The following is a 21752-nucleotide window of genomic DNA, read 5'->3' as shown; positions in this document are numbered from 1 at the left end:
AGAATTATCCGATGCCCCTGCTCCCCTCTTCGCTCTACGGCCTAGCCCGGCCCTTTTTGTTCGGCTTCGACCCGGAGCATGCCCACGAACTCACCCTCGACGGCCTGGCCCGCACACAGAACACGCCGTTGGCCTGCGCGTACGCCGCTTCGCGCATAGATGACCCGGTCACGCTCGCGGGGCTGCAATTCCCTAATCGCGTCGGCCTGGCGGCCGGACTCGACAAGAACGCCCGCTGCATCGACGCTTTTGCCGCCATGGGCTTCGGCTTTGTAGAGGTCGGCACCGTCACGCCGAAGGCGCAGCCGGGCAATCCCAAGCCGCGCATGTTCCGCCTGCCGCAGCGCGATGCGCTGATCAACCGGCTCGGGTTCAACAACGAGGGACTCGACGCCTTTCTGGCCAACGTGCAGAAAGCGCGCTTCCGCAAGAGCAGCAGCAACACGGGCAAGAAGCCGATGCTGCTCGGCCTCAACATCGGCAAGAACGCGAGCACCCCCATCGAGCGGGCGGTGGACGACTATGTGAACTGCCTGAACGGCGTGTACGCGCATGCCGACTACGTGACCATCAATATCTCGAGCCCCAACACGGCCAATCTGCGCACGCTGCAGAGCGACGAAGCGCTCGACGCACTGCTGGGTGCCATCGCCGAGCGGCGCCAGGTGCTTGCCGACCGCGGCGGCAAGCGCGTTCCGCTGTTCGTGAAGATCGCGCCCGATCTCGACGAAAGCCAGGTCTCGGTCATCGCCGCCACGCTGCAGCGCCACGGCATGGACGGCGTGATTGCCACCAACACCACCCTCGCGCGCGACGCGGTCGCGGGCCTGCCGCATGCCGACGAAGCCGGCGGGCTTTCGGGTGCCCCCGTGCGCGAAGCGAGCAACCGCGTGATCGCCCAGTTGCGCGCGGCACTGGGAGCAGGTTTTCCGATCATCGGGGTGGGCGGCATCCTGAGTGGGGCCGACGCCAAGGCCAAGATTGCCGCGGGTGCCGACGTGGTGCAGATCTACACCGGCCTCATTTACCGCGGCCCGGCACTCGTGCGCGAATCGGCTCAGGCGTTGCTGCAAGCTCGCAGCGCTGCCTGAGCCTTCGCGTCTTTTCAGCGCTGGTTGTCAGCGCTGGTTTTCATCGCATGCGCCAGAGCACCGGTGCAACGACCGCTGCCCAACGCAACAGCCGCTTGGGCCGAATCACCACCAAGGCCACGGCAGCAACGACGCCTGTGGCCACCGGATGCTCCCGCGCAATGCGCAGCGCAGCGGCGGATGCCGTTTCGTCCGCGGGCGGTGCTTCAGGAGCCGCTGCGGCACCGGCAGGCTGCGGCTTGCGCGGTCCTCCGCCCTGCATGGTGGCAATGCGTTCGCGCTGACGGTCCATGCGGGCCAGCAGTTCCTCGCGCGTGATGGGCCGCCGGGGACGCGGCGCCTCTTCGTCCTGGTCGGGGTCCTTGCCGAGCCCGAAACGGTCCTGAACCCAGGACCAATCGCGTTCGAACTCACGGCGTGCCGGCATGAAGCTGTTCGAGGCATTGCGAATCGCCAGAAACAGTCCCAGCGCAGCCCCCAGCCAAAGCACGACCCACACGCCCGCCACCGCCCACGCAGCCGCTGCTCGATGAGGCGTGTCCCAGAAATGCACCACCACCGCCATCGACAGCAACGCCACCGCCACCGTGGTCAGTCCGAGCACGGCCACCACCAGCACGAGCATCAGCTTTAGGCGCTGCTTCTCGTCCTCCCACGCCATGCGCAGGAGTTGCACCCGGTCTTCGGCGGCCAGCGCGCCTTCGGCCGCGGCAATGCGAAGCCGCCTCAAACGGGCATTGAGCCCGAACAGGGACAGCAACCTCATGCGCCGGCTCCTGCTCGGCGAACGGCGACGCGGCGGTGTGCGATCAGGTCAGCGGCGGCCAAGCAGCAAACCCACCAGCACACCGACTGCCAAGGCTGCGCCGGCAATCTGCCACGGTTCGTCGTGGGCGTAGGCGTTGGCGGTGTTGGCCGCCTCGCGAGCCTTTTGGGCCGCGATCTTGCTCTTCTCCGCCGCAAGCTCGCGCGCGATGGCAAGCTTGGTGTCGATGCGCTGGCGCAGCGCCTTGATGTGGGGAACCGAATCCAGGTCCTTGCTGGCCAGCACGCCGCGCACGTCGCTCGCGATGTCTTCGGCTGCTGCCTCGATATTGTTGGATGCACTCATTGGAATCTTTCCTCCGTGATGACACCGGCACCGCGCCGGCGGCTTCACGCCAGCAAATGGCGTGGTGTCATGTTACAGGCACAAAAGCCCCTCATGCACGGCAGTTCTGCAGACTTCTGCACGCGAAAGGGTTGCGCGGCATCCGTCAGGCGCTTTCAAGCAAGCGAGCCACGTAGCCTCCGATGGCAAGGCTGCTCGTGAGCCCCGGCGATTCGATGCCGAAGAGGTTGACCAGTCCTCTCACACCATGCGATTCGGGCCCCTCGATCATGAAGTCGCGCGCCGGCTCGTCCGGCCCAGAAATCTTGGGGCGCATGCCCGCATAGCCCGGGATCAGTCCCCCGTCGGGCAGCGCCGGCCAGTACTTGCGCACCTCGGCGTAGAAGCCGTCTCCGCGCGCCGGGTCCACCACAAGGTCCTCGGCCGATTCCACCCATTGCACATCAGGCCCGAACTTGGCCTGCCCGCCGAGGTCGAGCGTCAGATGCACCCCCAGGCCGCCCGGCTCGGGCACCGGGTAGATCAACCGGGTGAAAGGCGCGCGTCCGGACAGGGTGAAGTAGTTGCCCTTGGCAAAGTACGCCGTCGGTGTGGCCGCCGCAGGCAAGCCTTCGAACCGCCTGGCCAGTTCGGGCGCACCGAGCCCCGCCGCGTTGACGACGGTGTTGCAGCGCAGCGCCGTGCCGTCTTCCGCTACCAGGACGATAGCGTCAGCGCCACATTGGGCGCTTGCGATGGGCGATTTCAGCGCCAGCATTCCGCCTGCGTTCTCCAGGTCGCCCAGCAGGCTCAGCATCAGCGCGTGGCTGTCGACAATGCCGGTGCTCGGCGAATGCAACGCGGCCACGCAATGCAGTTGCGGCTCCATGGCCATGGCCTGCTCCGCGGTCAGCAGCACGAGGTCGTCGACGCCATTTGCCGCAGCCTTGGCGCGAATGACTTCGAGTTGTGCTACCTGCTCGGGCGAGGTCGCCACGATGAGCTTGCCGCAGCGCTTGTGCGGCAAGCCGCGCTCCGCGGCATATTCATAAAGTGCCTGCTTGCCCTCGACGCACAGGCGCGCCTTGAGCGAGCCCTGCGGGTAGTAGATGCCCGCGTGAATCACTTCGCTGTTGCGAGAACTGGTTCCGGTGCCAATGGCGCCTTCCGCCTCGAGCACCACCACCTCCCGGCCCGCGAGCGCCAACGCGCGCGCCACTGCCAGGCCCACCACACCCCCGCCGATGACGGCGCAATCAAGTTCATCCATGGCGCGAGCTTATCGCGGCTCGCGCGCCAGATTCACGAGGTGGTGGGAGGAGGCTCGGGATCGGTCGGATCGTCCGGCGGCGTGCTCGGCCCTTCGTCGGGTTCCACGGGCAGGTCGGGCGGAATGTCGGGATGAGTGGCCATGATCGGTCTCCTTCCCCGTGGGTGTACGCGCTCGGCCAGCAAATTGAGCCGGCGCTGAGCGGGAGCTGGCGTCAGCACGAGTCGACAGTTTGGTGCGGCGGCTTGAAAGCGGCGCGCAAAACAAAAAGCGACTTGGACAATCCAAGTCGCTGATTTCGTTTTGAGGAATTTGGTGGGCGGTGGAGGCTTCGAACCTCCGACCCCAGCAGTGTGAATGCTGTGCTCTACCCCTGAGCTAACCGCCCTGTCAATTCTCTGGCGCCGTGTTTCAGTGCCGTTGAATTAATCGCGTTGCGCGAAGCCTTCGATTATGCCACAGCATTTCAGGCGTTTTGCCGAAACAGCGTGCGTCCGTTGCTGGATTTGTCGAGCTGCGACAACACCGCCTCGTGCGCCGCAAGCTCCTGCTCGCCCGCAATGAGCACCGGCAGGTCGAACTGGCTCAGGTCGATGGCAACCACCGTGGTGCCCTGCGCCGGCTCATTCGACGACACGTCGATCAGCAGCGCGTCCTGGCCGCGCGTGAGGTTGATGTAGACATCGGCCAGCAGCTGCGCGTCGAGCTTGGCGCCGTGAAACGTACGGTTCGAGCGGTCGACGCCGAAACGGTCGCACAGTGCGTCGAGCGAATTGCGCTTGCCCGGGTACACCTGCTTGGCCATGGCCAGCGTGTCGGTCACTTCGCCGACGAAGGTGCGCAGCGGCGGCAGGCCGGCCAGCTCGAGTTCCTTGTTGAGAAAGCCGACGTCGAAAGCCGCGTTGTGAATGATCAGCTCGGCGCCGCGCAGGTACTCGACGATGTCGTTGGCCAGCGTGGCGAACTTCGGCTTGTCGCGCAAGAAGTCGGTCGTGAGGCCGTGCACCTTGAGCGCGTCTTCATGGCTCTCGCGCTCGGGGTTGAAGTAGATGTGCAGGTCGTTGCCCGTGAGCTTGCGCGCAAACAGCTCCACGCAGCCGAGTTCGATGATGCGGTCGCCGTTCTCGGCGGAAAGGCCGGTGGTTTCAGTGTCGAGGACGATCTGGCGCGACATTCGGTGCCTTCTTCAATGGTTCTCTTTGGCGTGGTTGATCGAGTATTTGGGGATCTCGACCGTCACGTCTTCCTGCGCCAGGATGGCCTGGCAGCTGAGACGCGATTGTGGCTCCAGGCCCCACGCGCGGTCGAGCAGGTCTTCCTCACCCTCTTCGGCTTCGTTCAGCGAGCTGAACCCCTGGCGCACGATGACGTGGCAGGTGGTGCAGGCGCAGCTCATCTCGCACGCGTGCTCGATGTTGATGCGATTGTCGAGCAGCGCTTCGCAAATGGAGGTACCGGCCGGCGCCGTGATTTCTGCACCCTGCGGGCAGTACTCGGGATGCGGAAATATCTTGATGGTGGGCATGTTGTTCTTAGAGGGATTCGACCTTGCGGCCCGACAAGGCGCGCGCAATGCCCGCGTTCATGCGCTGGGCGGCGAAGGCCTCGGTGTCGTTAGCCAGCGCCTTGGTGGCCGCTTCTATGGTGGCGGCGTCGGTGCCCGTGGCGGCTTCGCGCAGCTTTGCCATCGACGCATCGACGGCGGCACGCTCATCTTCGGTCAGCAGGTCGCCGTCGGCATCGAGCGCGCTCTGCGTGGCGAGCAGCATGCGCTCGGCATCCACGCGCGCCTCGACCAGCGCCCGCGCCTGCATGTCCTGCTGCGCGGTGGAAAAGCTCTCCTGCAGCATGGTCGCGATCTGGTCGTCCGAAAGCCCGTACGACGGCTTGACAGTGACGCTGGCCTCGACGCCGCTGCCCTGCTCCTTGGCACTGACGCTCAGCAGCCCATCGGCGTCGACCGTGAAGGTCACGCGGATGCGCGCCGCACCCGCGGCCATCGGCGGAATGCCGCGCAAGGTGAAGCGCGCGAGGCTGCGGCAATCGGCGACCAGGTCGCGCTCGCCCTGCACCACGTGCAATGCAAGGGCCGTCTGCCCGTCTTGATACGTGGTGAAGTCCTGCGCCATCGCGGTGGGGATGGTCTGGTTGCGCGGCACGATGCGCTCGACCAGGCCGCCCATGGTTTCAATGCCGAGCGACAGCGGAATCACGTCGAGCAGCAGCAGATCGCCCGCGCCGTTGTTGCCGGCCAACTGATTGGCCTGGATCGCGGCGCCGAGCGCCACGACCTCGTCGGGGTTCAGGTTGACGAGCGGCTCGCGGCCGAAGAATTCGGCAACGGCGCGGCGAACCTGGGGCATGCGGGTGGAACCGCCCACCAGCACGATGCCCTGCAGTTCGTCGGGCTTGAGCTTTGCGTCGCGCAGCGCCTTGCGCACAGCGGCAATGGTGCGGTCGGTCAGCGGCTTCGTGGCGGCGTCGAATTGCGCGCGGTTCACTTCGAATTGAATTGCTTGACCCGCAACCTCCGCGCGGAAAGTGGTCGAATCCGAATCGGTCAGCGCTTCTTTGGCGGCACGCGCGGCGACCAGCAATGCGGCCTTGTCGCCATCGCTCTCGGCGTGTGCACCGGTCTGCGCGAGCACGAAGCCGGCAAGCGCGTGGTCGTAGTCGTCGCCGCCTAGTGCCGAATCACCGCCGGTCGCAATCACCTCGAACACACCCTGCGTGAGCCGCAGGATCGAGATGTCGAACGTACCGCCGCCCAGGTCGTACACGGCGTAGACGCCTTCGCTGGCGTTGTCGAGGCCGTAGGCAATCGCAGCGGCCGTCGGCTCGCTGATCAGGCGCAGCACATTGAGCCCCGCCAGTTGCGCGGCATCCTTGGTGGCTTGGCGCTGGCCTTCGTCGAAATACGCCGGCACGGTGATGACCGCGCCATAGAGTTCGTCGTCGAAAGTGTCTTCGGCGCGGTAGCGCAGCGTCGCCAGAATTTCGGCGCTGATTTCGACCGGCGATTTTTCGCCTGCAAGGGTCTGCACCTTCACCATGCCGCCGTCGCTGCTGTCGATGCGGTAAGACATCGATTCGCGGTTGGAGATGTCGGCAAGCCCCCGGCCCATGAGACGCTTGACCGAGGTGACGGTATTGGCGGGGTCTTGCCCGCGCGCGGCCACGGCATCGAAGCCGATCTGCCGGCGGTCGCCATCGAGGTAGCGCACCACCGAGGGCAGCAACACGCGGCCCTGGTCGTCAGGTAGGCATTCGGCCACGCCGTTGCGCACCGCGGCCACCAGCGAATGCGTGGTGCCCAGGTCGATGCCCACGGCAATGCGGCGCTGATGCGGGTCGGGCGCCTGGCCGGGTTCTGAAATCTGTAGAAGAGCCATATATAGGGCTTATTGTCCCAACTGATCGAACTTGGCCTCGACGTCCTGGCCGAAACGCTCAATGAACATGAGGGCTCTCACCTGCTGCGCAGCGGCGGGATAGTCGCCCTTCTCGTCGATCAGCCAGTCGAGCGACGACAGCGCGCGCGTGCGGCCGGCCTCGACCTCCGCCTGCAGCTTTTCAACCGCGTCGGCGTCGTCGGCGTCGTCGAGCGCCTCGCGCCACTCCATCTGCTGCATCAGGAAATCGGGCGGCATCGCTGTGTTGTTCTCGGCGTTGAGCGGCGCACCGTTCAGCTCGCAGATATAGCTCGCGCGGCGGATCGGGTCCTTCAGCCGCTGATAAGCCTCGTTGATGCGCACCGACCACTGCATGGCCACGCGCTGCGCTGCTGCACCTTGCGCGGCAAAGCGGTCCGGGTGCGCTTCGCGCTGCAGCTCTTTCCAGCGCGCGTCGAGTGCGGCGCGGTCCTGCGCGAAAGTCGCCGGGACGGCAAACAGTTCAAAGTCGGTGTCGTTGAGGTTCATCAGACTGCCTGCCGGGCCGCCCCAAAGGCGGTCTGCGCCCCCTCGGGGGGCTGTGAGGACACAAAGTGCCGAACGTGGGGGCCCATAAGGATCATGAAAAAACCGCCAGCACATGACATGGTGGCGGCTGTTGTCGCGGTCAGCGACGGCGCATCAGATGCGAAAACTTTCGCCGCAGCCGCAACGGTCGCGTTCGTTCGGGTTGATGAACTTGAAGCCTTCGTTCAAGCCCTCGCGCACGAAGTCGAGCTGCGTGCCGTCGATATAAGCCAGGCTCTTGGGGTCGACCAGCACCTTCACGCCGTGGTCTTCGAACACCACGTCTTCGGGCGTGAACTCGTCCACGTACTCGAGCTTGTAGGCCAGTCCCGAGCATCCGGTGGTCTTCACGCCCAGCCGCACGCCCACGCCCTTGCCCCGCTTGCCGAGGTAGCGGGTGACGTGGCGCGCAGCGGCTTCGGTCAGCGTAACGGCCATCTCAGTGAACAGCAGCTTCGGCGGTCGACTCGGTCTTCACGCCGTGCTTCGCCTTGTAGTCGCTCACGGCCGCCTTGATGGCGTCTTCCGCGAGGATCGAGCAGTGGATCTTGACCGGCGGCAGTGCCAGTTCTTCGGCGATCTGCGCGTTCTTGAGGGCTGCCGCTTCGTCGAGCGTCTTGCCCTTGACCCATTCGGTCACGAGCGAGGACGAGGCAATGGCCGAACCGCAGCCGTAGGTCTTGAAGCGTGCGTCTTCGATCACGCCGGTTTCGGGGTTGACCTTGATCTGCAGCTTCATGACGTCGCCGCAGGCCGGCGCGCCGACCATGCCCGTGCCTACCGAGTCGTCGCCCTTTTCAAAGGAGCCGACGTTGCGGGGATTTTCGTAGTGGTCGATGACCTTGGATGAATATGCCATGGTGTACCTCTCAAACTTTGTTCAATCGTGGAGCCTGGTGCGGTCCGGCGTCAGTGGGCCGACCACTGGATCGTGCTGATGTCGACGCCGTCCTGGAACATCTCCCACAGGGGGCTCAGCTCGCGCAGCTTTGCAACGTTGTGCTTGATGGTCGAGATGGCGTAGTCGATTTCTTCTTCGGTCGTGAAACGGCCGATGGTCATGCGCAGGCTGCTGTGGGCCAGCTCGTCGCTGCGGCCGAGGGCGCGCAGCACATAGCTGGGCTCCAGGCTGGCCGAGGTGCAGGCCGAACCCGACGACACCGCCAGGCCCTTGATGCCCATGATCAGCGACTCGCCCTCGACGTAGTTGAAGCTCATGTTCAGGTTGTGCGGCACACGCTGCTCGAGGTCGCCGTTGATGAACACCTGCTCCACGTCTTTGAGCCCGTCGAGCAGACGCTTCTGCAGGCGGCGCGCATGGGCGATGTCGTCCTTCATTTCGAGCTTGGCAATGCGGTAGGCCTCGCCCATGCCCACGATCTGGTGCGTGGGCAAGGTGCCCGAGCGCATGCCGCGCTCGTGGCCGCCGCCGTGCATTTGCGCCTCAAGGCGGATGCGCGGCTTGCGGCGCACATAGAGCGCACCGATGCCCTTCGGGCCGTAAGTCTTGTGCGAAGCCAGGCTCATCAGGTCGATGGGCAGCTTCGTGATGTCGATCTCGACCTTGCCGGTGGCCTGGGCCGAATCGACGTGGAAGATCACGCCTTTTTCGCGGCAGGCGTTGCCCAACGCGACCACGTCCTGGATCACGCCGATTTCGTTGTTCACGAACAGCACACTTGCCAGGATGGTGTCGGGACGGATCGCGGCCTTGAACTTTTCAAGGTCGACCAGGCCGTTTTCCTCGACGTCGAGGTAGGTCACTTCGAAGCCCTGGCGCTCGAGTTCGCGCATCGTGTCGAGCACGGCCTTGTGCTCGGTCTTCAGGGTGATCAGGTGCTTGCCCTTGCCCTTGTAGAAGTGGGCCGCACCCTTCAGCGCCAAGTTGATCGACTCGGTGGCGCCCGACGTCCAGACGATTTCACGCGGGTCGGCGTTGATCAGCTCGGCCACTTGGCCGCGCGCCTTCTCGACCGCCTCTTCGGCTTCCCAGCCCCAGGCATGGCTGCGCGACGCCGGGTTGCCGAAATGCTCGCGCAACCAGGGAATCATGGCGTCGACCACGCGCGGGTCGCATGGCGTGGTGGCGCCGTAGTCGAGATAGATCGGGAAATGAGGAGTTACGTCCATGGCTGGCTCGGGCTGGCGTGGGGGTTGTTTTCTTTGATCTGCGCTTCTGGTGGCAGCGCCCGCGGGCGCTCCTCCACCAAGGACATCAGGACTTCGCGAACACGTTGCCGAGGGCAAAGACCGAGTTCGGCGCGTTCACGCGAATCGGCTTGACCACCGGTTGCGCGGAAATGGCGCGCTTGACAACCGGCTTGTTCTCGATCTGCACGCCCTTGGCGATCTGGTCGTCGACCAGCTTTTGCAGGGTGACGGAGTCGAGAAACTCGACCATGCGCTGGTTGAGCGAGGCCCAGAGCTCGTGCGTCATGCAGCGGCCGGCTTCGCCCAGGCAGTTTTCCTTGCCGCCGCACTGCGTGGCATCGATGGGCTCATCGACGGAAACAATAATGTCTGCGACGGTGATATCCGCAGCCTTGCGGCCGAGGCTGTAGCCGCCGCCGGGGCCGCGGGTCGACTCGACCAGCTCGTGACGGCGCAATTTGCCGAACAGCTGCTCGAGATACGACAATGAAATCTGCTGCCGCTGGCTGATCGCAGCCAGCGTGACCGGACCGGTGTTCTGACGCAGTGCCAGATCGATCATTGCTGTGACCGCAAAACGGCCTTTGGTAGTGAGACGCATCGCAAGCTCCTTCAAGTGCTTACCGTTGAAATGACACCGTAGCCTGGGGCCGCGGTGACTTCGTCTCCGCCCTGCCCGACCCCTTAAGCTGGTGAACCCAGCCGATGGGATCGGTTCTTCATCGCGAAGTTCTTTTTTTGTTGTTGAGTATTTCGGTCAAGTATAACAGAAGGCCCTGAGGTTTGCTCGGGTAAACCCCAGCGGCAGCCGCTTGAAGAAACCGGAACCCGTCCTATGACGGCAACACGGCGATGTTGTCGCCGCCAGAGGCGCCAAAAGCCTGCTCCCGCAACAGCGCCAGCTGGTCGCGCACCCGCGCCGCCTTCTCGAATTCGAGATTGCGGGCGTGCTCGAGCATGAGCTTTTCGAGCCGCTTGATTTCCCGGGCAATGTCTTTTTCGCTCATGTCCTCGACCTTGGCGCGTTCCAGGTCGAGCTTGGCCATTTCCTTACCGGTCTTTTCGCTATACACGCCGTCGATCAGGTCGCGCACCTGCTTGACGATGCTGCGCGGCGTGATGCCGTTGGCCTCGTTGTAGGCAATTTGACGCGCTCGGCGGCGCTCGGTCTCGTCGATGGCCTTTTTCATCGAGTCGGTCATCCGGTCGGCATAGAGGATGGCCTTGCCGTTCAGGTTTCGGGCCGCGCGGCCGATGGTCTGGATCAGCGAACGCTCGGCGCGCAGAAAACCTTCCTTGTCGGCGTCCAGGATGGCGACCAGCGACACCTCCGGAATGTCCAGGCCTTCGCGCAGCAGGTTGATGCCCACCAGCACGTCGAAAGTGCCCAGCCGCAGGTCGCGCAATATTTCGACCCGCTCCACCGTGTCGACGTCGCTGTGGAGGTAGCGCACCTTCACGCCGTTGTCGCCCAGGTAGTCGGTCAGCTGCTCGGCCATGCGCTTGGTGAGCGTCGTGATGAGCACACGCTCGTTCTTTTCTACCCGGATGCGGATTTCGCCCAGCACGTCGTCCACCTGGTGCGTAGCGGGGCGCACCTCCACTTCGGGGTCGATCAGGCCGGTCGGCCGAACGAGTTGCTCGACCACGTTGCCGGCATGGTCCTTCTCGTACTGCGCCGGAGTGGCCGAAACGAAGATGCACTGGCGCATGCGCGTTTCGAACTCCTCCAGCTTGAGCGGCCGGTTGTCCAGGGCGCTCGGCAACCGGAAGCCGTATTCGACCAGCGTCGTCTTGCGCGCCCGGTCGCCGTTGTACATGGCGCTGAGCTGGCCGACCATCTGGTGGCTCTCGTCCAGGAACATCAGGGCGTCTTTGGGCAGGTAGTCGGTCAGCGTGGCCGGCGGCTGGCCCGGCGCGGCGCCGGAGAGGTGGCGCGTGTAGTTCTCGATGCCCTTGCAGTGGCCGATTTCGGCCAGCATTTCCAGGTCGAACCGGGTGCGCTGCTCCAGCCGCTGGGCCTCGACCAGCTTGCCCTGGCTGACGAATTCCTTGAGCCGCTCGGCCAGTTCGATCTTGATGGTTTCCACCGCGCCCAGCACCTTGTCGCGCGGCGTCACGTAGTGGCTCGACGGGTACACCGTGAAGCGCGGAATCTTCTGCCGGATGCGGCCCGTGAGCGGATCGAAGAGCTGCAGCGACTCGATCTCGTCGTCGAAAAGCTCGATGCGGATCGCCAACTCGCTGTGCTCCGCCGGAAACACGTCGATGGTGTCGCCGCGCACGCGGAAGGTGCCGCGCGAAAAGTCCTGCTCATTGCGGGTGTACTGCATGCGAATCAGCCGCCCGATCACGTCGCGCTGGCCGATCTTGTCGCCCACCCGCATGATGAAACGCATCTGCGTGTAGTCCTCGGGCGTGCCGATGCCGTAAATGGCGCTCACCGTGGCCACGATGACCGTGTCGCGCCGCTCCAGCACGCTCTTGGTGGCTGAAAGGCGCATCTGCTCGATGTGCTCGTTGATGGACGAGTCCTTCTCGATGAACAGGTCGCGCTGGGGCACATAGGCCTCGGGCTGGTAGTAGTCGTAGTAGCTCACGAAGTACTCGACCGCGTTCTTCGGAAAGAACTCGCGAAACTCGCTGTAAAGCTGCGCCGCCAGCGTCTTGTTGGGCGCAAAAACGATGGCCGGGCGACCCAGCCGCGCAATCACGTTGGCCATGGTGAAGGTCTTGCCCGAGCCCGTCACGCCCAGCAGCGTCTGGAACACCTCGCCGTCGAGCACGCCCTCCACCAGCCCGTCGATGGCCTTGGGCTGGTCTCCGGCCGGCGGATAGGGCTGGAAAAGCTCGAAAGGCGAACCCGGGTACTTGATGAATTCGCCCTGCTTGGCCGGACCGATCGGGTCCAGTTTCTTCAGGTCTGCTATGGCTTCGTTGTTCTCTGGCATGGCTGTTCCCGACAGGTGGCGATGGCGCCGGTAAAATTCAAGGCAACCGGAAAGCGTAGCGCAAGTCCGGTTGCCAGCGAAGCTTTCATCCCAAAGGACCTTTCCATGTCTATGTTCACCGCGGTCGAAATGGCACCGCGCGACCCGATCCTCGGCCTCAACGAGCAATTTGCAGCCGACACCAACCCCAACAAGGTCAACCTCGGCGTCGGCGTCTACTACGACGACAACGGCAAACTCCCCCTGCTCCAGTGCGTGCAGGCCGCCGAACAGAACATGATGAAAGCCCCCACCGCGCGCGGCTACCTGCCGATCGACGGCATCGTGGCGTACGACAACGCCGTCAAGGGCCTGGTCTTCGGCGCCGACAGCGAACCCGTGCAATCGGGCCGCGTGGCCACCGTGCAGGGCATCGGCGGCACCGGCGGCCTGAAGGTCGGCGCCGACTTCCTGAAGAGGCTCAACCCCAACGCCAAGGTGCTGATCAGCGACCCGAGCTGGGAAAACCACCGCGCGCTGTTCACCAACGCCGGCTTCGTGGTCGAAAGCTATCCCTACTACGACTCCGCCAAGCGCGGCGTCAACTTCGAAGGCATGCTGGCCGCCCTGAACGCGGCGCCCGCAGGCACGGTGGTGGTGCTGCACGCCTGCTGCCACAACCCGACCGGCTACGACATCACGCCCGAGCAGTGGGACCAGGTGGTTGCCGCCGTCAAGGCCAAGGGCCTCGTGCCCTTCCTCGACATGGCCTACCAGGGCTTCGGCTACGGCCTGAAGGAAGACGGCGCCGCTGTCGCCAAGTTTGTCGACGCCGGCCTGACCTTCTTCGTCTCGACCTCTTTCTCCAAGAGCTTCAGCCTGTACGGCGAACGCGTGGGCGCCCTCTCGGTGCTGTGCGAGAACAAGGAAGAAGCCGGTCGCGTGCTCTCGCAGCTCAAGATCGCCATTCGCACCAACTACAGCAACCCGCCGATCCACGGCGGCGCCGTGGTGGCTGCGGTGCTCGGCAACCCCGAACTGCGCGCCCTGTGGGAAAAGGAACTCGGCGAAATGCGCGTGCGCATCAAGGCCATGCGCCAGAAGCTGGTCGACGGCCTCAAGGCGGCCGGCGTGAAGGAAGACATGAGCTTCATCACCACGCAGATCGGCATGTTCAGCTACTCGGGCCTCAGCAAGGACCAGATGGTGCGCCTGCGCAGCGAGTTCGGCGTGTACGGCACCGACACCGGCCGCATGTGCGTGGCCGCGCTCAATAGCAAGAACATCGACTACGTCTGCGCGTCGATTGCAAAAGTCATCTAGGTGACTGCAAAGTGTGAGGGAATCTGTTTTGCGACGATTCCTTCACGCTCCTTGACCGGAAGACCCTCGCGCCGTGACCGATGTAGGGTTTGGCCTCCTGCATCGCCCTAATTGCGCTGATATATTGCACTGCAACATTTCACTACAAGACCAGCGATGCTTTATCAACTCTACGAAGCCCAGCGTTCCTTGATGGAACCGTTTTCGGACTTCGCGCAAGCGGCCTCCAAGCTCTATGGCCAAGGCGCGGTGTGGGGCCAACTGCCCATGGCGCAGCGCATGGCTGCCGGCTACGACCTGCTCTATCGCCTGGGCAAGGACTACGAAAAGCCAGAGTTCAACATCAAGTCGGTGAAGGTCGACGGCGACGACGTCGTAATCCAGGAGGTCGTCGAGCTCGACAAGCCTTTCTGCGAGTTGCGCCGCTTCAAGCGTTTTACAGACGAGCCGCACACCCTCAAGACGCTCAAGAGCCAGCCCGTGGTGCTGATCGTGGCGCCGCTCTCGGGCCACTACGCCACGCTGCTGCGCGACACGGTGCGCACCATGCTGCAAGACCACAAGGTCTACATCACCGACTGGAAGAACGCGCGCCTCGTGCCGCTGTCGCAAGGCGAGTTCCACCTGGACGACTACGTCAACTACGTGCAGGAGTTCATCCGCCGCCTGCAGTCCGAATACGGCAACTGCCACGTGGTGAGCGTTTGCCAGCCCACCGTGCCGGTGCTGGCGGCCGTGTCGCTCATGGCAAGCCGCGGCGAGCCGCTGCCGCTCACCATGACCATGATGGGCGGCCCGATCGACGCGCGCAAGTCGCCCACCGCGGTGAACAACCTGGCAATGAACAAGAGCTACGAGTGGTTCGAGAACAACGTGATCTACCGGGTGCCGCAAGGCTTTCCGGGTGAAGGCCGCCGCGTGTATCCGGGCTTCCTGCAGCACACGGGCTTTGTGGCGATGAACCCCGACCGCCATGCCAGCAGCCACTACGATTACTTCAAGGACCTGATCAAGGGCGACGACGCCAGCGCCGAAGCCCATCGCAAGTTCTATGACGAGTACAACGCAGTGCTCGATATGGACGCCGATTACTACCTGGACACCATTCGCACCGTGTTCCAGCAGTTCGAACTCGTGAACGGCACCTGGGACGTGAAGAACCCCAAGGGCCAGATCGAGCGCGTGCGCCCGCAAGACATTCATTCGACCGCGCTGCTCACGGTAGAGGGCGAGCTCGACGACATTTCGGGCTCTGGCCAGACCGAGGCCGCGCACAGCCTGTGCACCGGTATCGACGACGCGCAGCGTGAGCACTATGAAGTCAAGGGCGCGGGCCACTACGGCATTTTCAGCGGCCGCCGCTGGCGCGAACTTGTCTACCCCAAGGTGCAGAAATTCATCGCCGCCCACGACCAGCCCCAGCGGCGCGCCGGCGCACGCGAGAGCCTGCCCGCCGAAGACCGCATCAAGCCCGGGCGGAAAACGGTCGCCGTGGCCGCCAAGAAGAATGTCGCAGCCAAGAAAGCGGTGGCCGTTGCCGCCGTGAAGAAGCCGGCGGCACGCCAGAAGTGAACGGGCTGGCCGCACGCATTCACGATGCACTGCCGCAAACGCAGTGCACACGGTGCGGCTACCCCGATTGCGCCGGCTATGCGCAGGCCGTGGCCGACGGAGAGGCGGACATCAACCAGTGCCCGCCCGGCGGCGCGGAGGGCATTGGGAGACTGGCGCAGCTCACGGGCCGCCAGCCGCTGCCGCTCGATCCGCAGTTCGGCACTGAAGGCCCGCGCGCCATGGCGGTGATCGACGAGGCCTGGTGCATCGGTTGCACGCTCTGCCTGGATGCCTGCCCCACCGATGCCATCGTGGGCATCAACAAGCGCATGCACACGGTCATCGAAGCGCATTGCACGGGCTGCGAGCTCTGCATTCCGGTCTGCCCGGTCGACTGCATCTCGCTCGAGGTCGAAACGCCGGGCCGCACCGGTTGGGCCGCATGGTCGCAGGCGCAGGCCGAGGCGGCATTGCGGCGCTACCAACTGCATGGCGAGCATCGCCGGCTCGCCAAGCGAATCGAAGAACCCGCACCCGCCGCCGAACCACAAGCCGCCGACACACGCAAGCGCTCCATTGTCGAAGCCGCCCTCGCGCGCGCCCGTGCCGCCCAGCAACGCCCACCCGCCGCCAAGCCATGACACTCGACACCCTGCTCATCTACGTGGTTGCCTCACTCGCATTGGCCGTGATCCCCGGCCCCACGATGCTGCTGGCACTGTCCAATGGCATCGATGGCGGCATGCGACGCGCGAGCTGGGGCATTGCCGGTGCATCGCTCGGCAGCATCACGCTGATCGCCGTGGTCGCCCTCGGGCTCGGCTCGCTGCTGGCCGCGTCGGAACTGCTCTTCAACGCGATTCGCGTGGCGGGCGTTGCCTACCTGGTGTGGCTTGGCATCAAGCTGTGGCGCAGCGACGCCACCGACCTGGGCGAGGCGCTGGCCAAGTCCGCCATCGAGGTTCGCCCACACGGCCGCATCGCGCTTGTGCGCAGCCTGCTCGTGGCGCTGTCGAACCCCAAGACGGTGTTGTTCTTCGCGGCCTTTCTGCCGCAGTTCATCGACATCACCAAGCCGCAGGGCATGCAGTACCTTCTGCTGGGCTCGATCTTCGTGGCGCTCGACACCTGCGTGATGCTGGCCTATGCGGCCGCCGGCACGCAAGCCGTGCGCTGGCTCTCGCGGCGCGGCCTCAAGGTGCTGAACCGCAGTTGCGCGGCCGGCATGTGGCTGCTGGCGGCCACGCTGGCCTTCTGGCGCCGTCCGGGCACCTGAAGCAGGCGCGGGCTCAGCCCTTCTGCGGGCGCTTGAAGAGCAACAGCAGCACACCGGCCAGGATGACGGCCACGGCATACCACTCGAAGCGCGTCACGGTTTCGTTGGCAATCCACACGCCCAGCAGCATCGCGATCACCGGATTGACGAAGGTGTAGCTCGCCGCCAGCGCGGCCGGCGCCCTTGCGAGCAGCACCATGTAGGCGTTGAACGCAATCAGCGAACCGAAAACCACGAGGTACAGCCAGGCCCAAACGGCCTCTGGCGCTGGTGGCCAGACCAAGCTCTCGCGAGACACCGCCGCAAGCACCATCAGCACCAGGCCGCCACAGATCATCTCGCTCGCGAACCCCATCGCGCCGGGCGCGAGCGGCAGGCTGCGCTGGCTCAGCACGCTGCCCATCGACCAGCAGATGCAAGCCACGGAAATGGCCAGCAGCCCCGCGGGCGATGACTGGAAGCCGCTGCCCTGCGTCAGCATCAGCACGCCGACCAGCCCAAGCGCGATGCCCATGGCCTCGAGCCGCGTCGGCTTCACGCCCCAGATCAGGTTGAGCAGTGCAATCAGCAACGGCACCACCGCGATGAAGGCCACCACCAGACCCGAGCCGATCGATACCTCGGCATGCGCCGTGCCGCCCATGCCGCCGCCCAGCATCAGCGCCCCTACGACAAGCGCATTGCGCCATTGCAGCGCCGAGGGCCAGGCAGCGCCGCGCCAGCGCATCCACACCGCGAGCATCACGCCCGCAAACAAGAAGCGCGACCCCATCTGCAAGAACGGCGGAAAGCTGATCAGCGCGTACTTGATTGCGAGATAAGTCGAGCCCCAGACCACCCAGGTGGCGGCCAGGCAAAGCCACAGGAGCGGCGGCAGCGTGCTGCGGGAGCCGGATGAGGCTTGGGCGGGAGATGCAAGAGTCGGCATGCGAGGTCTGTCTTGTTGGTATTGGAACCCCATCCATGGTATGAAAGCAAACCCTTCGCAGCCATGCACAACTCATGGTTCTATCTGTTTTGAACCGTCGATTTAAAGGAGTTACATGGACTTCACCTTCAACCCCGCACTGGACGCCCACGACACCCGCATCCTGGCTGAACTGCAGGGCGATGCGCGGCTGACTATGGCCGAGCTGGGCCGCCGCGTGCACCTGAGCCAGCCGGCCGTGACCGAGCGCGTGAAAAAGCTGGAAGCCGCGGGCGTGATCAGCGGCTATCGCGCCACGGTCAACCTCGGCAAGCTGGGCTATGGCATCCGCGCGATCATCCGCGTGGGCCGCGCCGACTACGCGCGCGTGGTAGAGCTGGTGCAGCAGACGCCCGAGTGCGTCAATGCCTACAACGTGACCGGCGACGACAGCTGGATTCTGGAAATTGCGGTCATCGACGTGAGCCACCTCGATGCGGTGGTCACCAAGTTCTGCATCCTCACCGAAACGGCCACCTCGATCATCTTGAACCCGGCCCGCGAGCACCAGCCGATGCTGCCGCCTCAGCGCTCGGACGTGAAGCCGCCGATCAAGAAGGTGCTCAACGCGTAGCGGCCAGCGCGTTGAACGCGGTCACCACCTCGGGTGGCGCCTGCACCATTTCTATCAACACGCCCTCGCCCGCAATCGGAAACTCGTCGTTCGCCTTCGGATGCAGAAAGCAGATGTCGAAGCCGGCCGCGCCCTGGCGAATGCCTCCGGGCGCAAAACGTACACCCTGCGCGGTGAGCCATTCGACGGCCTTGGGCAGGTCGTCGATCCACAGGCCCACATGGTTGAGCGGCGTGGTGTGAACCGCGGGCTTTTTCTCGGGGTCCAACGGCTGCATCAGGTCGACCTCGACCTTGAACGGCCCGCTGCCCATCGAACAGATGTCCTCGTCGACGTTCTCGCGCTCGCTCTTGAAGGTGCCGGTGACCTCGAGCCCCAGCATGTCGACCCAGAGCTTCTGCAGCCGCATCTTGTCGGGCCCGCCGATGGCGATCTGCTGGATGCCCAGCACCTTGAAGGGACGCGGCGCGGCCGTCATGCGCAGGCCCCAGCTTCTTCGGTGGCGGTGGTCCGGCGCGACTGCAGACCCAACTTGCGCAGCAGTTGCACGTCGGCCTCCACGTCGGGGTTGCCGGTCACCAGCAGCTTGTCGCCGTAGAAGATCGAATTGGCACCTGCCATGAAGCACAGCGCCTGCACTGCATCGCCCATTTGCTGGCGGCCTGCCGAGAGCCGCACGCGCGCGGTCGGCATCGTGATGCGCGCCACCGCGATCATGCGCACGAAGTCGAAGGGATCGACCGGCTCGGAATCGGCCAATGGCGTGCCCGGCACGCGCACCAAGCTGTTGATCGGCACCGACTCGGGGTACGGATTCAGGTTGGCCAGTTGCGCGATCAGCCCCGCCCGGTGCACCGGCTGCTCGCCCATGCCGACGATGCCGCCGCAGCACACGCTGATGCCGGCGCTGCGTACATGGGCCAGCGTGTCGAGCCGGTCCTGATAGGTGCGCGTGTCGACAATGTCTGTGTAGTACTCGGGCGCGGTGTCGAGGTTGTGGTTGTAGTAGTCGAGGCCCGCGGCCTTGAGCTGTTGCGCATGATGCGGCTCCAGCATGCCGAGCGTGGCGCAGGTCTGCATGCCCAGGCCCTTCACGGCTTCGACCAGCACAGCCACCTTCTCCACGTCGCGGTCCTTCGGCGCGCGCCATGCGGCGCCCATGCAGAAACGCGTGGCACCGGCATCCTTGGCAGCCTGCGCGGCACGCACCACCTCGTCGACCTCCATGAGCTTCTGCGCCTTCACGCCGGTGTCGAACTCGGCCGACTGCGGGCAGTAGCCGCAGTTCTCCGGGCAGCCGCCAGTCTTGACCGACAGCAGCGTCGCAAGCTCGATGTCGCCCTCGGGGAAGTGCTGGCGGTGCACGGTCTGTGCTTCGAACAGCAGTTCCATCAGCGGCTTGTCGAGGAGCGCCTGAATCGCCTCGACCGACCAAGGTCCCTGCGGCTCCGCGGCCTTGGTGGGGCGGTGTAGCGTGATCGTCTGTTGCAAGTCGTTGGCACCCATCAGTTGAACTCCAGAATGATTTGATCGACAGCGAGCGACTCGCCCTTTTTGGCCGAAATCTTGTCGACCACCCCGTCTTGCGTGGCGAACAGCACGTTTTCCATTTTCATGGCCTCGATCACGGCCAGCTTCTCGCCGGCACGTACCTGCTGGCCCGGCTGCACGGACACCTCGACCAGCAAGCCCGGCATCGGCGACATCAGGAACTTGCTCAGATCGGGTGGCGCCTTGTAGGGCATCAACTCGAGCAGGCGCGCACCCAGCGGCGAGAGCACCATGGCTTCGATCTGCGTGCCGTCGTGCGACACGCGCAGCGCCAGCGGGTTCTTGCCCGCCCCGCGCTCGACCTGTGCGGTGAAGGGCCGGTCGTTCACCATGCCCTGCACGCGGATCGCGCCCAGCGCAAAGCCGCTGTCGATCTTGTAGTTCTTGCCGCCCACGGCAACGGCGCTGGCGCCGGTCTTGCCATGAAAGTCGGTCACCGACACCGGGTGGTGCACATGCTTGCCTTCCGGCCCCAGTTCCACCACCACGAACTGCTCGCCCACCTTCACGCCGTGGCCTTCGAGCTGGCCGCTGATGCCCGAGGCGCGCGCGCGGTAGCGGCGATGCACATAGGCCGCAAGCGCAACAAGAAACGAGGGGTCTGCGTGCGGCACGTCTTCCGCATGGAAGCCCTTGCCGTAGTGCTCGGCAATGAAACCGGTGTTGAAATCGCCCGCCACGAACTTGGGATGCGCGAGCAGCGCCGCCTGGAACGGAATGTTGCTGCTGATGCCGCGGATCACGAAACCGTTGAGCGCCTCGCGCATGCGCGCAATTGCATGCTGCCGGTCCTTGCCGTGCACGATGAGCTTGGCGATCATCGAGTCGTAATACATCGGGATCTCGCCGCCTTCGTACACGCCCGTGTCCACTCGCACGCCGTTCAGGCGCTCGGTGTCGCTCGCGAACATGGTCTCGGCCGGCGGCTGGAACTTCACGAGGCGGCCCGTCGAAGGCAGGAAGTTGCGGAACGGATCTTCGGCGTTGATGCGGCACTCGATCGCCCAACCGTTGCGCTTCACCTCGGCCTGCGTCAGCGGCAGCGCTTCGCCGGCCGCCACGCGGATCATCAGCTCGACCAAGTCGAGCCCGGTGATGCATTCGGTTACCGGATGCTCCACCTGCAGCCGCGTGTTCATCTCCAGAAAATAGAAGCTCTGGTCCTTGCCCACCACAAACTCCACCGTGCCCGCGCTCTGGTACTTCACCGCCTTGGCCAGCTGAACCGCCTGCTCGCCCATCGCCTTGCGCGTGGCATCGCTGATGAAGGGCGAAGGCGCCTCTTCGATCACCTTCTGGTGCCTGCGCTGGATCGAGCACTCGCGCTCGTTCAGGTAGATGACATTGCCATGCGAATCGCCCAGCACCTGGATTTCGATGTGGCGCGGCTCCTCGACGAATTTCTCGATGAACACGCGGTCGTCGCCGAAACTGCTCAGCGCCTCGTTGCGGCACGAGGTAAAGCCCTCGAAGGCTTCCTTGTCGTCGAAGGCCACGCGCAGCCCCTTGCCCCCGCCACCGGCCGACGCCTTGATCATCACCGGGTAGCCGATGTCCTTGGCAATCTCGACGGCGCGCTCGGCCGTTTCAATGGCGTCGTTCCAGCCGGGAATGGTGTTGACCTTGGCCTCATTCGCGAGCTTCTTGGAAGCGATCTTGTCGCCCATGGCGGCAATCGAATAGTGCTTCGGTCCGATGAAGGCAATGCCCTCTTCCTCCACCTTGCGCGCAAAGGCTTCGTTCTCGGACAGGAAACCGTAGCCCGGGTGCACCGCCTCGGCGCCGGTCTGCTTGCAGGCCGCAATGATGCGGTCGGCCTGCAGATAGCTCTCGCGGCTGGGCGCAGCGCCGATGTGCACAGCCTCGTCGGCAAGTTCGACGTGACGTGCTTCCTTATCGGCGTCGGAATAGACGGCGACCGTGAGGATGCCCATCTTCTTGGCCGTTTGAATCACGCGGCAGGCAATCTCCCCGCGGTTTGCGATCAGGATTTTCTTGAACATGTTGTTGTCCTGT

23 protein-coding genes and 1 tRNA gene are annotated in these 21752 nt (G+C 64.7%); 6 read left to right on the top strand and 18 right to left on the bottom strand.

What is annotated here, in order from left to right; translation table 11 throughout:
• Window positions 1-11: 11 nt before the first annotated feature.
• Window positions 12-1091 (top strand): quinone-dependent dihydroorotate dehydrogenase, encoded by a 1080-nt coding sequence (locus GOQ09_RS11380; protein ID WP_157613521.1) that lies wholly within the window; start codon window positions 12-14, stop codon window positions 1089-1091.
• Window positions 1092-1131: 40 nt separating this feature from the next.
• Here the strand turns inward: GOQ09_RS11380 and GOQ09_RS11375 are convergent, their stop codons facing one another.
• From GOQ09_RS11375 to uvrB, 14 genes are all read right to left on the bottom strand, one after another.
• Entirely contained in the window at window positions 1132-1857 is a 726-nt protein-coding gene (locus GOQ09_RS11375; RefSeq protein ID WP_157613520.1) for a phage holin family protein, read from the bottom strand.
• Between the two features lie 48 nt (window positions 1858-1905).
• A complete protein-coding gene (locus GOQ09_RS11370; RefSeq protein WP_126747251.1) occupies window positions 1906-2202 on the bottom strand; it encodes a glycine zipper domain-containing protein in 297 nt (98 codons plus the stop codon).
• A gap of 145 nt (window positions 2203-2347) precedes the next feature.
• On the bottom strand, window positions 2348-3451 hold the full coding sequence (locus GOQ09_RS11365) for an NAD(P)/FAD-dependent oxidoreductase (RefSeq protein WP_157613519.1): 1104 nt from the start codon (window positions 3449-3451) through the stop codon (window positions 2348-2350).
• A 32-nt stretch (window positions 3452-3483) separates the two neighbouring features.
• The gene (locus tag GOQ09_RS11360; protein ID WP_082517415.1) at window positions 3484-3594 is read right to left on the bottom strand and encodes a stereocilin; all 111 of its coding nucleotides are present in this window, start codon (window positions 3592-3594) and stop codon (window positions 3484-3486) included.
• A gap of 170 nt (window positions 3595-3764) precedes the next feature.
• Window positions 3765-3839: transfer RNA gene (locus GOQ09_RS11355), tRNA-Val, on the bottom strand.
• A gap of 78 nt (window positions 3840-3917) precedes the next feature.
• Window positions 3918-4625 carry a DNA polymerase III subunit epsilon gene (dnaQ, locus tag GOQ09_RS11350; RefSeq protein ID WP_157613518.1) on the bottom strand — a complete coding sequence of 236 codons (708 nt, stop codon included), beginning with the start codon at window positions 4623-4625 and terminating at the stop codon, window positions 3918-3920.
• A 12-nt stretch (window positions 4626-4637) separates the two neighbouring features.
• Window positions 4638-4976, bottom strand: a complete 339-nt coding sequence (gene fdx, locus GOQ09_RS11345; RefSeq protein WP_157613517.1) for an ISC system 2Fe-2S type ferredoxin — start codon at window positions 4974-4976, stop codon at window positions 4638-4640.
• A gap of 7 nt (window positions 4977-4983) precedes the next feature.
• A complete protein-coding gene (gene hscA / locus GOQ09_RS11340; RefSeq protein WP_157613516.1) occupies window positions 4984-6843 on the bottom strand; it encodes a Fe-S protein assembly chaperone HscA in 1860 nt (619 codons plus the stop codon).
• Between the two features lie 9 nt (window positions 6844-6852).
• The gene (gene hscB, locus GOQ09_RS11335) at window positions 6853-7371 is read right to left on the bottom strand and encodes a Fe-S protein assembly co-chaperone HscB (protein ID WP_157613515.1); all 519 of its coding nucleotides are present in this window, start codon (window positions 7369-7371) and stop codon (window positions 6853-6855) included.
• A 153-nt stretch (window positions 7372-7524) separates the two neighbouring features.
• Complete coding sequence (gene iscA, locus GOQ09_RS11330; RefSeq protein WP_007828190.1) at window positions 7525-7848, bottom strand: iron-sulfur cluster assembly protein IscA; 324 nt, start codon at window positions 7846-7848, stop codon at window positions 7525-7527.
• Between the two features lies 1 nt (window position 7849).
• Complete coding sequence (gene iscU / locus GOQ09_RS11325; RefSeq protein ID WP_153283850.1) at window positions 7850-8269, bottom strand: Fe-S cluster assembly scaffold IscU; 420 nt, start codon at window positions 8267-8269, stop codon at window positions 7850-7852.
• A gap of 50 nt (window positions 8270-8319) precedes the next feature.
• Window positions 8320-9540 (bottom strand): IscS subfamily cysteine desulfurase, encoded by a 1221-nt coding sequence (locus GOQ09_RS11320; protein ID WP_157613514.1) that lies wholly within the window; start codon window positions 9538-9540, stop codon window positions 8320-8322.
• 85 nt (window positions 9541-9625) lie between these two features.
• Window positions 9626-10162, bottom strand: a complete 537-nt coding sequence (gene iscR, locus GOQ09_RS11315; protein ID WP_093237517.1) for a Fe-S cluster assembly transcriptional regulator IscR — start codon at window positions 10160-10162, stop codon at window positions 9626-9628.
• 232 nt (window positions 10163-10394) lie between these two features.
• Entirely contained in the window at window positions 10395-12512 is a 2118-nt protein-coding gene (uvrB, locus tag GOQ09_RS11310) for an excinuclease ABC subunit UvrB (RefSeq protein ID WP_242631079.1), read from the bottom strand.
• A gap of 105 nt (window positions 12513-12617) precedes the next feature.
• Between uvrB and GOQ09_RS11305 the strand changes: the two genes are divergently transcribed.
• The 4 genes from GOQ09_RS11305 (at window position 12618) to GOQ09_RS11290 (ending at window position 16644) form a co-directional block, all read left to right on the top strand.
• On the top strand, window positions 12618-13814 hold the full coding sequence (locus GOQ09_RS11305; protein WP_157613513.1) for an amino acid aminotransferase: 1197 nt from the start codon (window positions 12618-12620) through the stop codon (window positions 13812-13814).
• 156 nt (window positions 13815-13970) lie between these two features.
• Window positions 13971-15386, top strand: a complete 1416-nt coding sequence (locus GOQ09_RS11300; protein WP_157613512.1) for a polyhydroxyalkanoate depolymerase — start codon at window positions 13971-13973, stop codon at window positions 15384-15386.
• On the top strand, window positions 15383-16009 hold the full coding sequence (locus GOQ09_RS11295) for an RnfABCDGE type electron transport complex subunit B (RefSeq protein WP_157613511.1): 627 nt from the start codon (window positions 15383-15385) through the stop codon (window positions 16007-16009). The genes GOQ09_RS11300 and GOQ09_RS11295 overlap by 4 nt, the downstream gene beginning before the upstream one ends.
• Entirely contained in the window at window positions 16006-16644 is a 639-nt protein-coding gene (locus GOQ09_RS11290; RefSeq protein WP_157613510.1) for a LysE family translocator, read from the top strand. The genes GOQ09_RS11295 and GOQ09_RS11290 overlap by 4 nt, the downstream gene beginning before the upstream one ends.
• 13 nt (window positions 16645-16657) lie before the next feature.
• On the opposite strand, the gene yedA is transcribed toward GOQ09_RS11290, so the two are convergent.
• Window positions 16658-17572, bottom strand: a complete 915-nt coding sequence (gene yedA / locus GOQ09_RS11285) for a drug/metabolite exporter YedA (RefSeq protein ID WP_157613509.1) — start codon at window positions 17570-17572, stop codon at window positions 16658-16660.
• Window positions 17573-17687: 115 nt separating this feature from the next.
• Here yedA and GOQ09_RS11280 point away from each other — a divergent pair, with 115 nt between their 5' ends.
• On the top strand, window positions 17688-18185 hold the full coding sequence (locus GOQ09_RS11280; protein ID WP_157613508.1) for an Lrp/AsnC family transcriptional regulator: 498 nt from the start codon (window positions 17688-17690) through the stop codon (window positions 18183-18185).
• Here GOQ09_RS11280 and GOQ09_RS11275 read toward each other — a convergent pair.
• Genes GOQ09_RS11275 through accC form a run of 3 tightly spaced genes read right to left on the bottom strand, consistent with a single transcriptional unit; the run spans window position 18175 to window position 21739 of the window.
• Window positions 18175-18663 (bottom strand): VOC family protein, encoded by a 489-nt coding sequence (locus GOQ09_RS11275; RefSeq protein ID WP_157613507.1) that lies wholly within the window; start codon window positions 18661-18663, stop codon window positions 18175-18177. The two genes, GOQ09_RS11280 and GOQ09_RS11275, sit on opposite strands and share 11 nt — an antisense overlap.
• The gene (gene bioB, locus GOQ09_RS11270; RefSeq protein WP_157613506.1) at window positions 18660-19691 is read right to left on the bottom strand and encodes a biotin synthase BioB; all 1032 of its coding nucleotides are present in this window, start codon (window positions 19689-19691) and stop codon (window positions 18660-18662) included. Before bioB ends, GOQ09_RS11275 begins: the two co-directional genes overlap by 4 nt.
• Window positions 19691-21739: an acetyl-CoA carboxylase biotin carboxylase subunit gene (gene accC, locus GOQ09_RS11265; RefSeq protein WP_157613505.1), complete on the bottom strand. Its 2049-nt coding sequence runs from the start codon at window positions 21737-21739 to the stop codon at window positions 19691-19693. The genes bioB and accC overlap by 1 nt, the downstream gene beginning before the upstream one ends.
• Window positions 21740-21752: the final 13 nt, after the last annotated feature.

Source organism: Variovorax paradoxus (assembly GCF_009755665.1).
Classification (GTDB): Bacteria; Pseudomonadota; Gammaproteobacteria; order Burkholderiales; family Burkholderiaceae_C; genus Variovorax; species Variovorax paradoxus_G.
Note: the sequence above shows the minus strand (reverse complement) of the source record. Positions and strands in the feature narration are given on the sequence as shown.

Coding starts and splice junctions, on each gene's coding strand:
- GOQ09_RS11380 (WP_157613521.1), top strand. CDS start 12: ATGCCCCTGCTCCCCTCTTCGCTCTACGGCCTAGCCCGGCCCTTTTTG.
- GOQ09_RS11375 (WP_157613520.1), bottom strand. CDS start 1,857: ATGAGGTTGCTGTCCCTGTTCGGGCTCAATGCCCGTTTGAGGCGGCTT.
- GOQ09_RS11370 (WP_126747251.1), bottom strand. CDS start 2,202: ATGAGTGCATCCAACAATATCGAGGCAGCAGCCGAAGACATCGCGAGC.
- GOQ09_RS11365 (WP_157613519.1), bottom strand. CDS start 3,451: ATGGATGAACTTGATTGCGCCGTCATCGGCGGGGGTGTGGTGGGCCTG.
- GOQ09_RS11360 (WP_082517415.1), bottom strand. CDS start 3,594: ATGGCCACTCATCCCGACATTCCGCCCGACCTGCCCGTGGAACCCGAC.
- dnaQ (WP_157613518.1), bottom strand. CDS start 4,625: ATGTCGCGCCAGATCGTCCTCGACACTGAAACCACCGGCCTTTCCGCC.
- fdx (WP_157613517.1), bottom strand. CDS start 4,976: ATGCCCACCATCAAGATATTTCCGCATCCCGAGTACTGCCCGCAGGGT.
- hscA (WP_157613516.1), bottom strand. CDS start 6,843: ATGGCTCTTCTACAGATTTCAGAACCCGGCCAGGCGCCCGACCCGCAT.
- hscB (WP_157613515.1), bottom strand. CDS start 7,371: ATGAACCTCAACGACACCGACTTTGAACTGTTTGCCGTCCCGGCGACT.
- iscA (WP_007828190.1), bottom strand. CDS start 7,848: ATGGCCGTTACGCTGACCGAAGCCGCTGCGCGCCACGTCACCCGCTAC.
- iscU (WP_153283850.1), bottom strand. CDS start 8,269: ATGGCATATTCATCCAAGGTCATCGACCACTACGAAAATCCCCGCAAC.
- GOQ09_RS11320 (WP_157613514.1), bottom strand. CDS start 9,540: ATGGACGTAACTCCTCATTTCCCGATCTATCTCGACTACGGCGCCACC.
- iscR (WP_093237517.1), bottom strand. CDS start 10,162: ATGCGTCTCACTACCAAAGGCCGTTTTGCGGTCACAGCAATGATCGAT.
- uvrB (WP_242631079.1), bottom strand. CDS start 12,512: ATGCCAGAGAACAACGAAGCCATAGCAGACCTGAAGAAACTGGACCCG.
- GOQ09_RS11305 (WP_157613513.1), top strand. CDS start 12,618: ATGTCTATGTTCACCGCGGTCGAAATGGCACCGCGCGACCCGATCCTC.
- GOQ09_RS11300 (WP_157613512.1), top strand. CDS start 13,971: ATGCTTTATCAACTCTACGAAGCCCAGCGTTCCTTGATGGAACCGTTT.
- GOQ09_RS11290 (WP_157613510.1), top strand. CDS start 16,006: ATGACACTCGACACCCTGCTCATCTACGTGGTTGCCTCACTCGCATTG.
- yedA (WP_157613509.1), bottom strand. CDS start 17,572: ATGCCGACTCTTGCATCTCCCGCCCAAGCCTCATCCGGCTCCCGCAGC.
- GOQ09_RS11280 (WP_157613508.1), top strand. CDS start 17,688: ATGGACTTCACCTTCAACCCCGCACTGGACGCCCACGACACCCGCATC.
- GOQ09_RS11275 (WP_157613507.1), bottom strand. CDS start 18,663: ATGACGGCCGCGCCGCGTCCCTTCAAGGTGCTGGGCATCCAGCAGATC.
- bioB (WP_157613506.1), bottom strand. CDS start 19,691: ATGGGTGCCAACGACTTGCAACAGACGATCACGCTACACCGCCCCACC.
- accC (WP_157613505.1), bottom strand. CDS start 21,739: ATGTTCAAGAAAATCCTGATCGCAAACCGCGGGGAGATTGCCTGCCGC.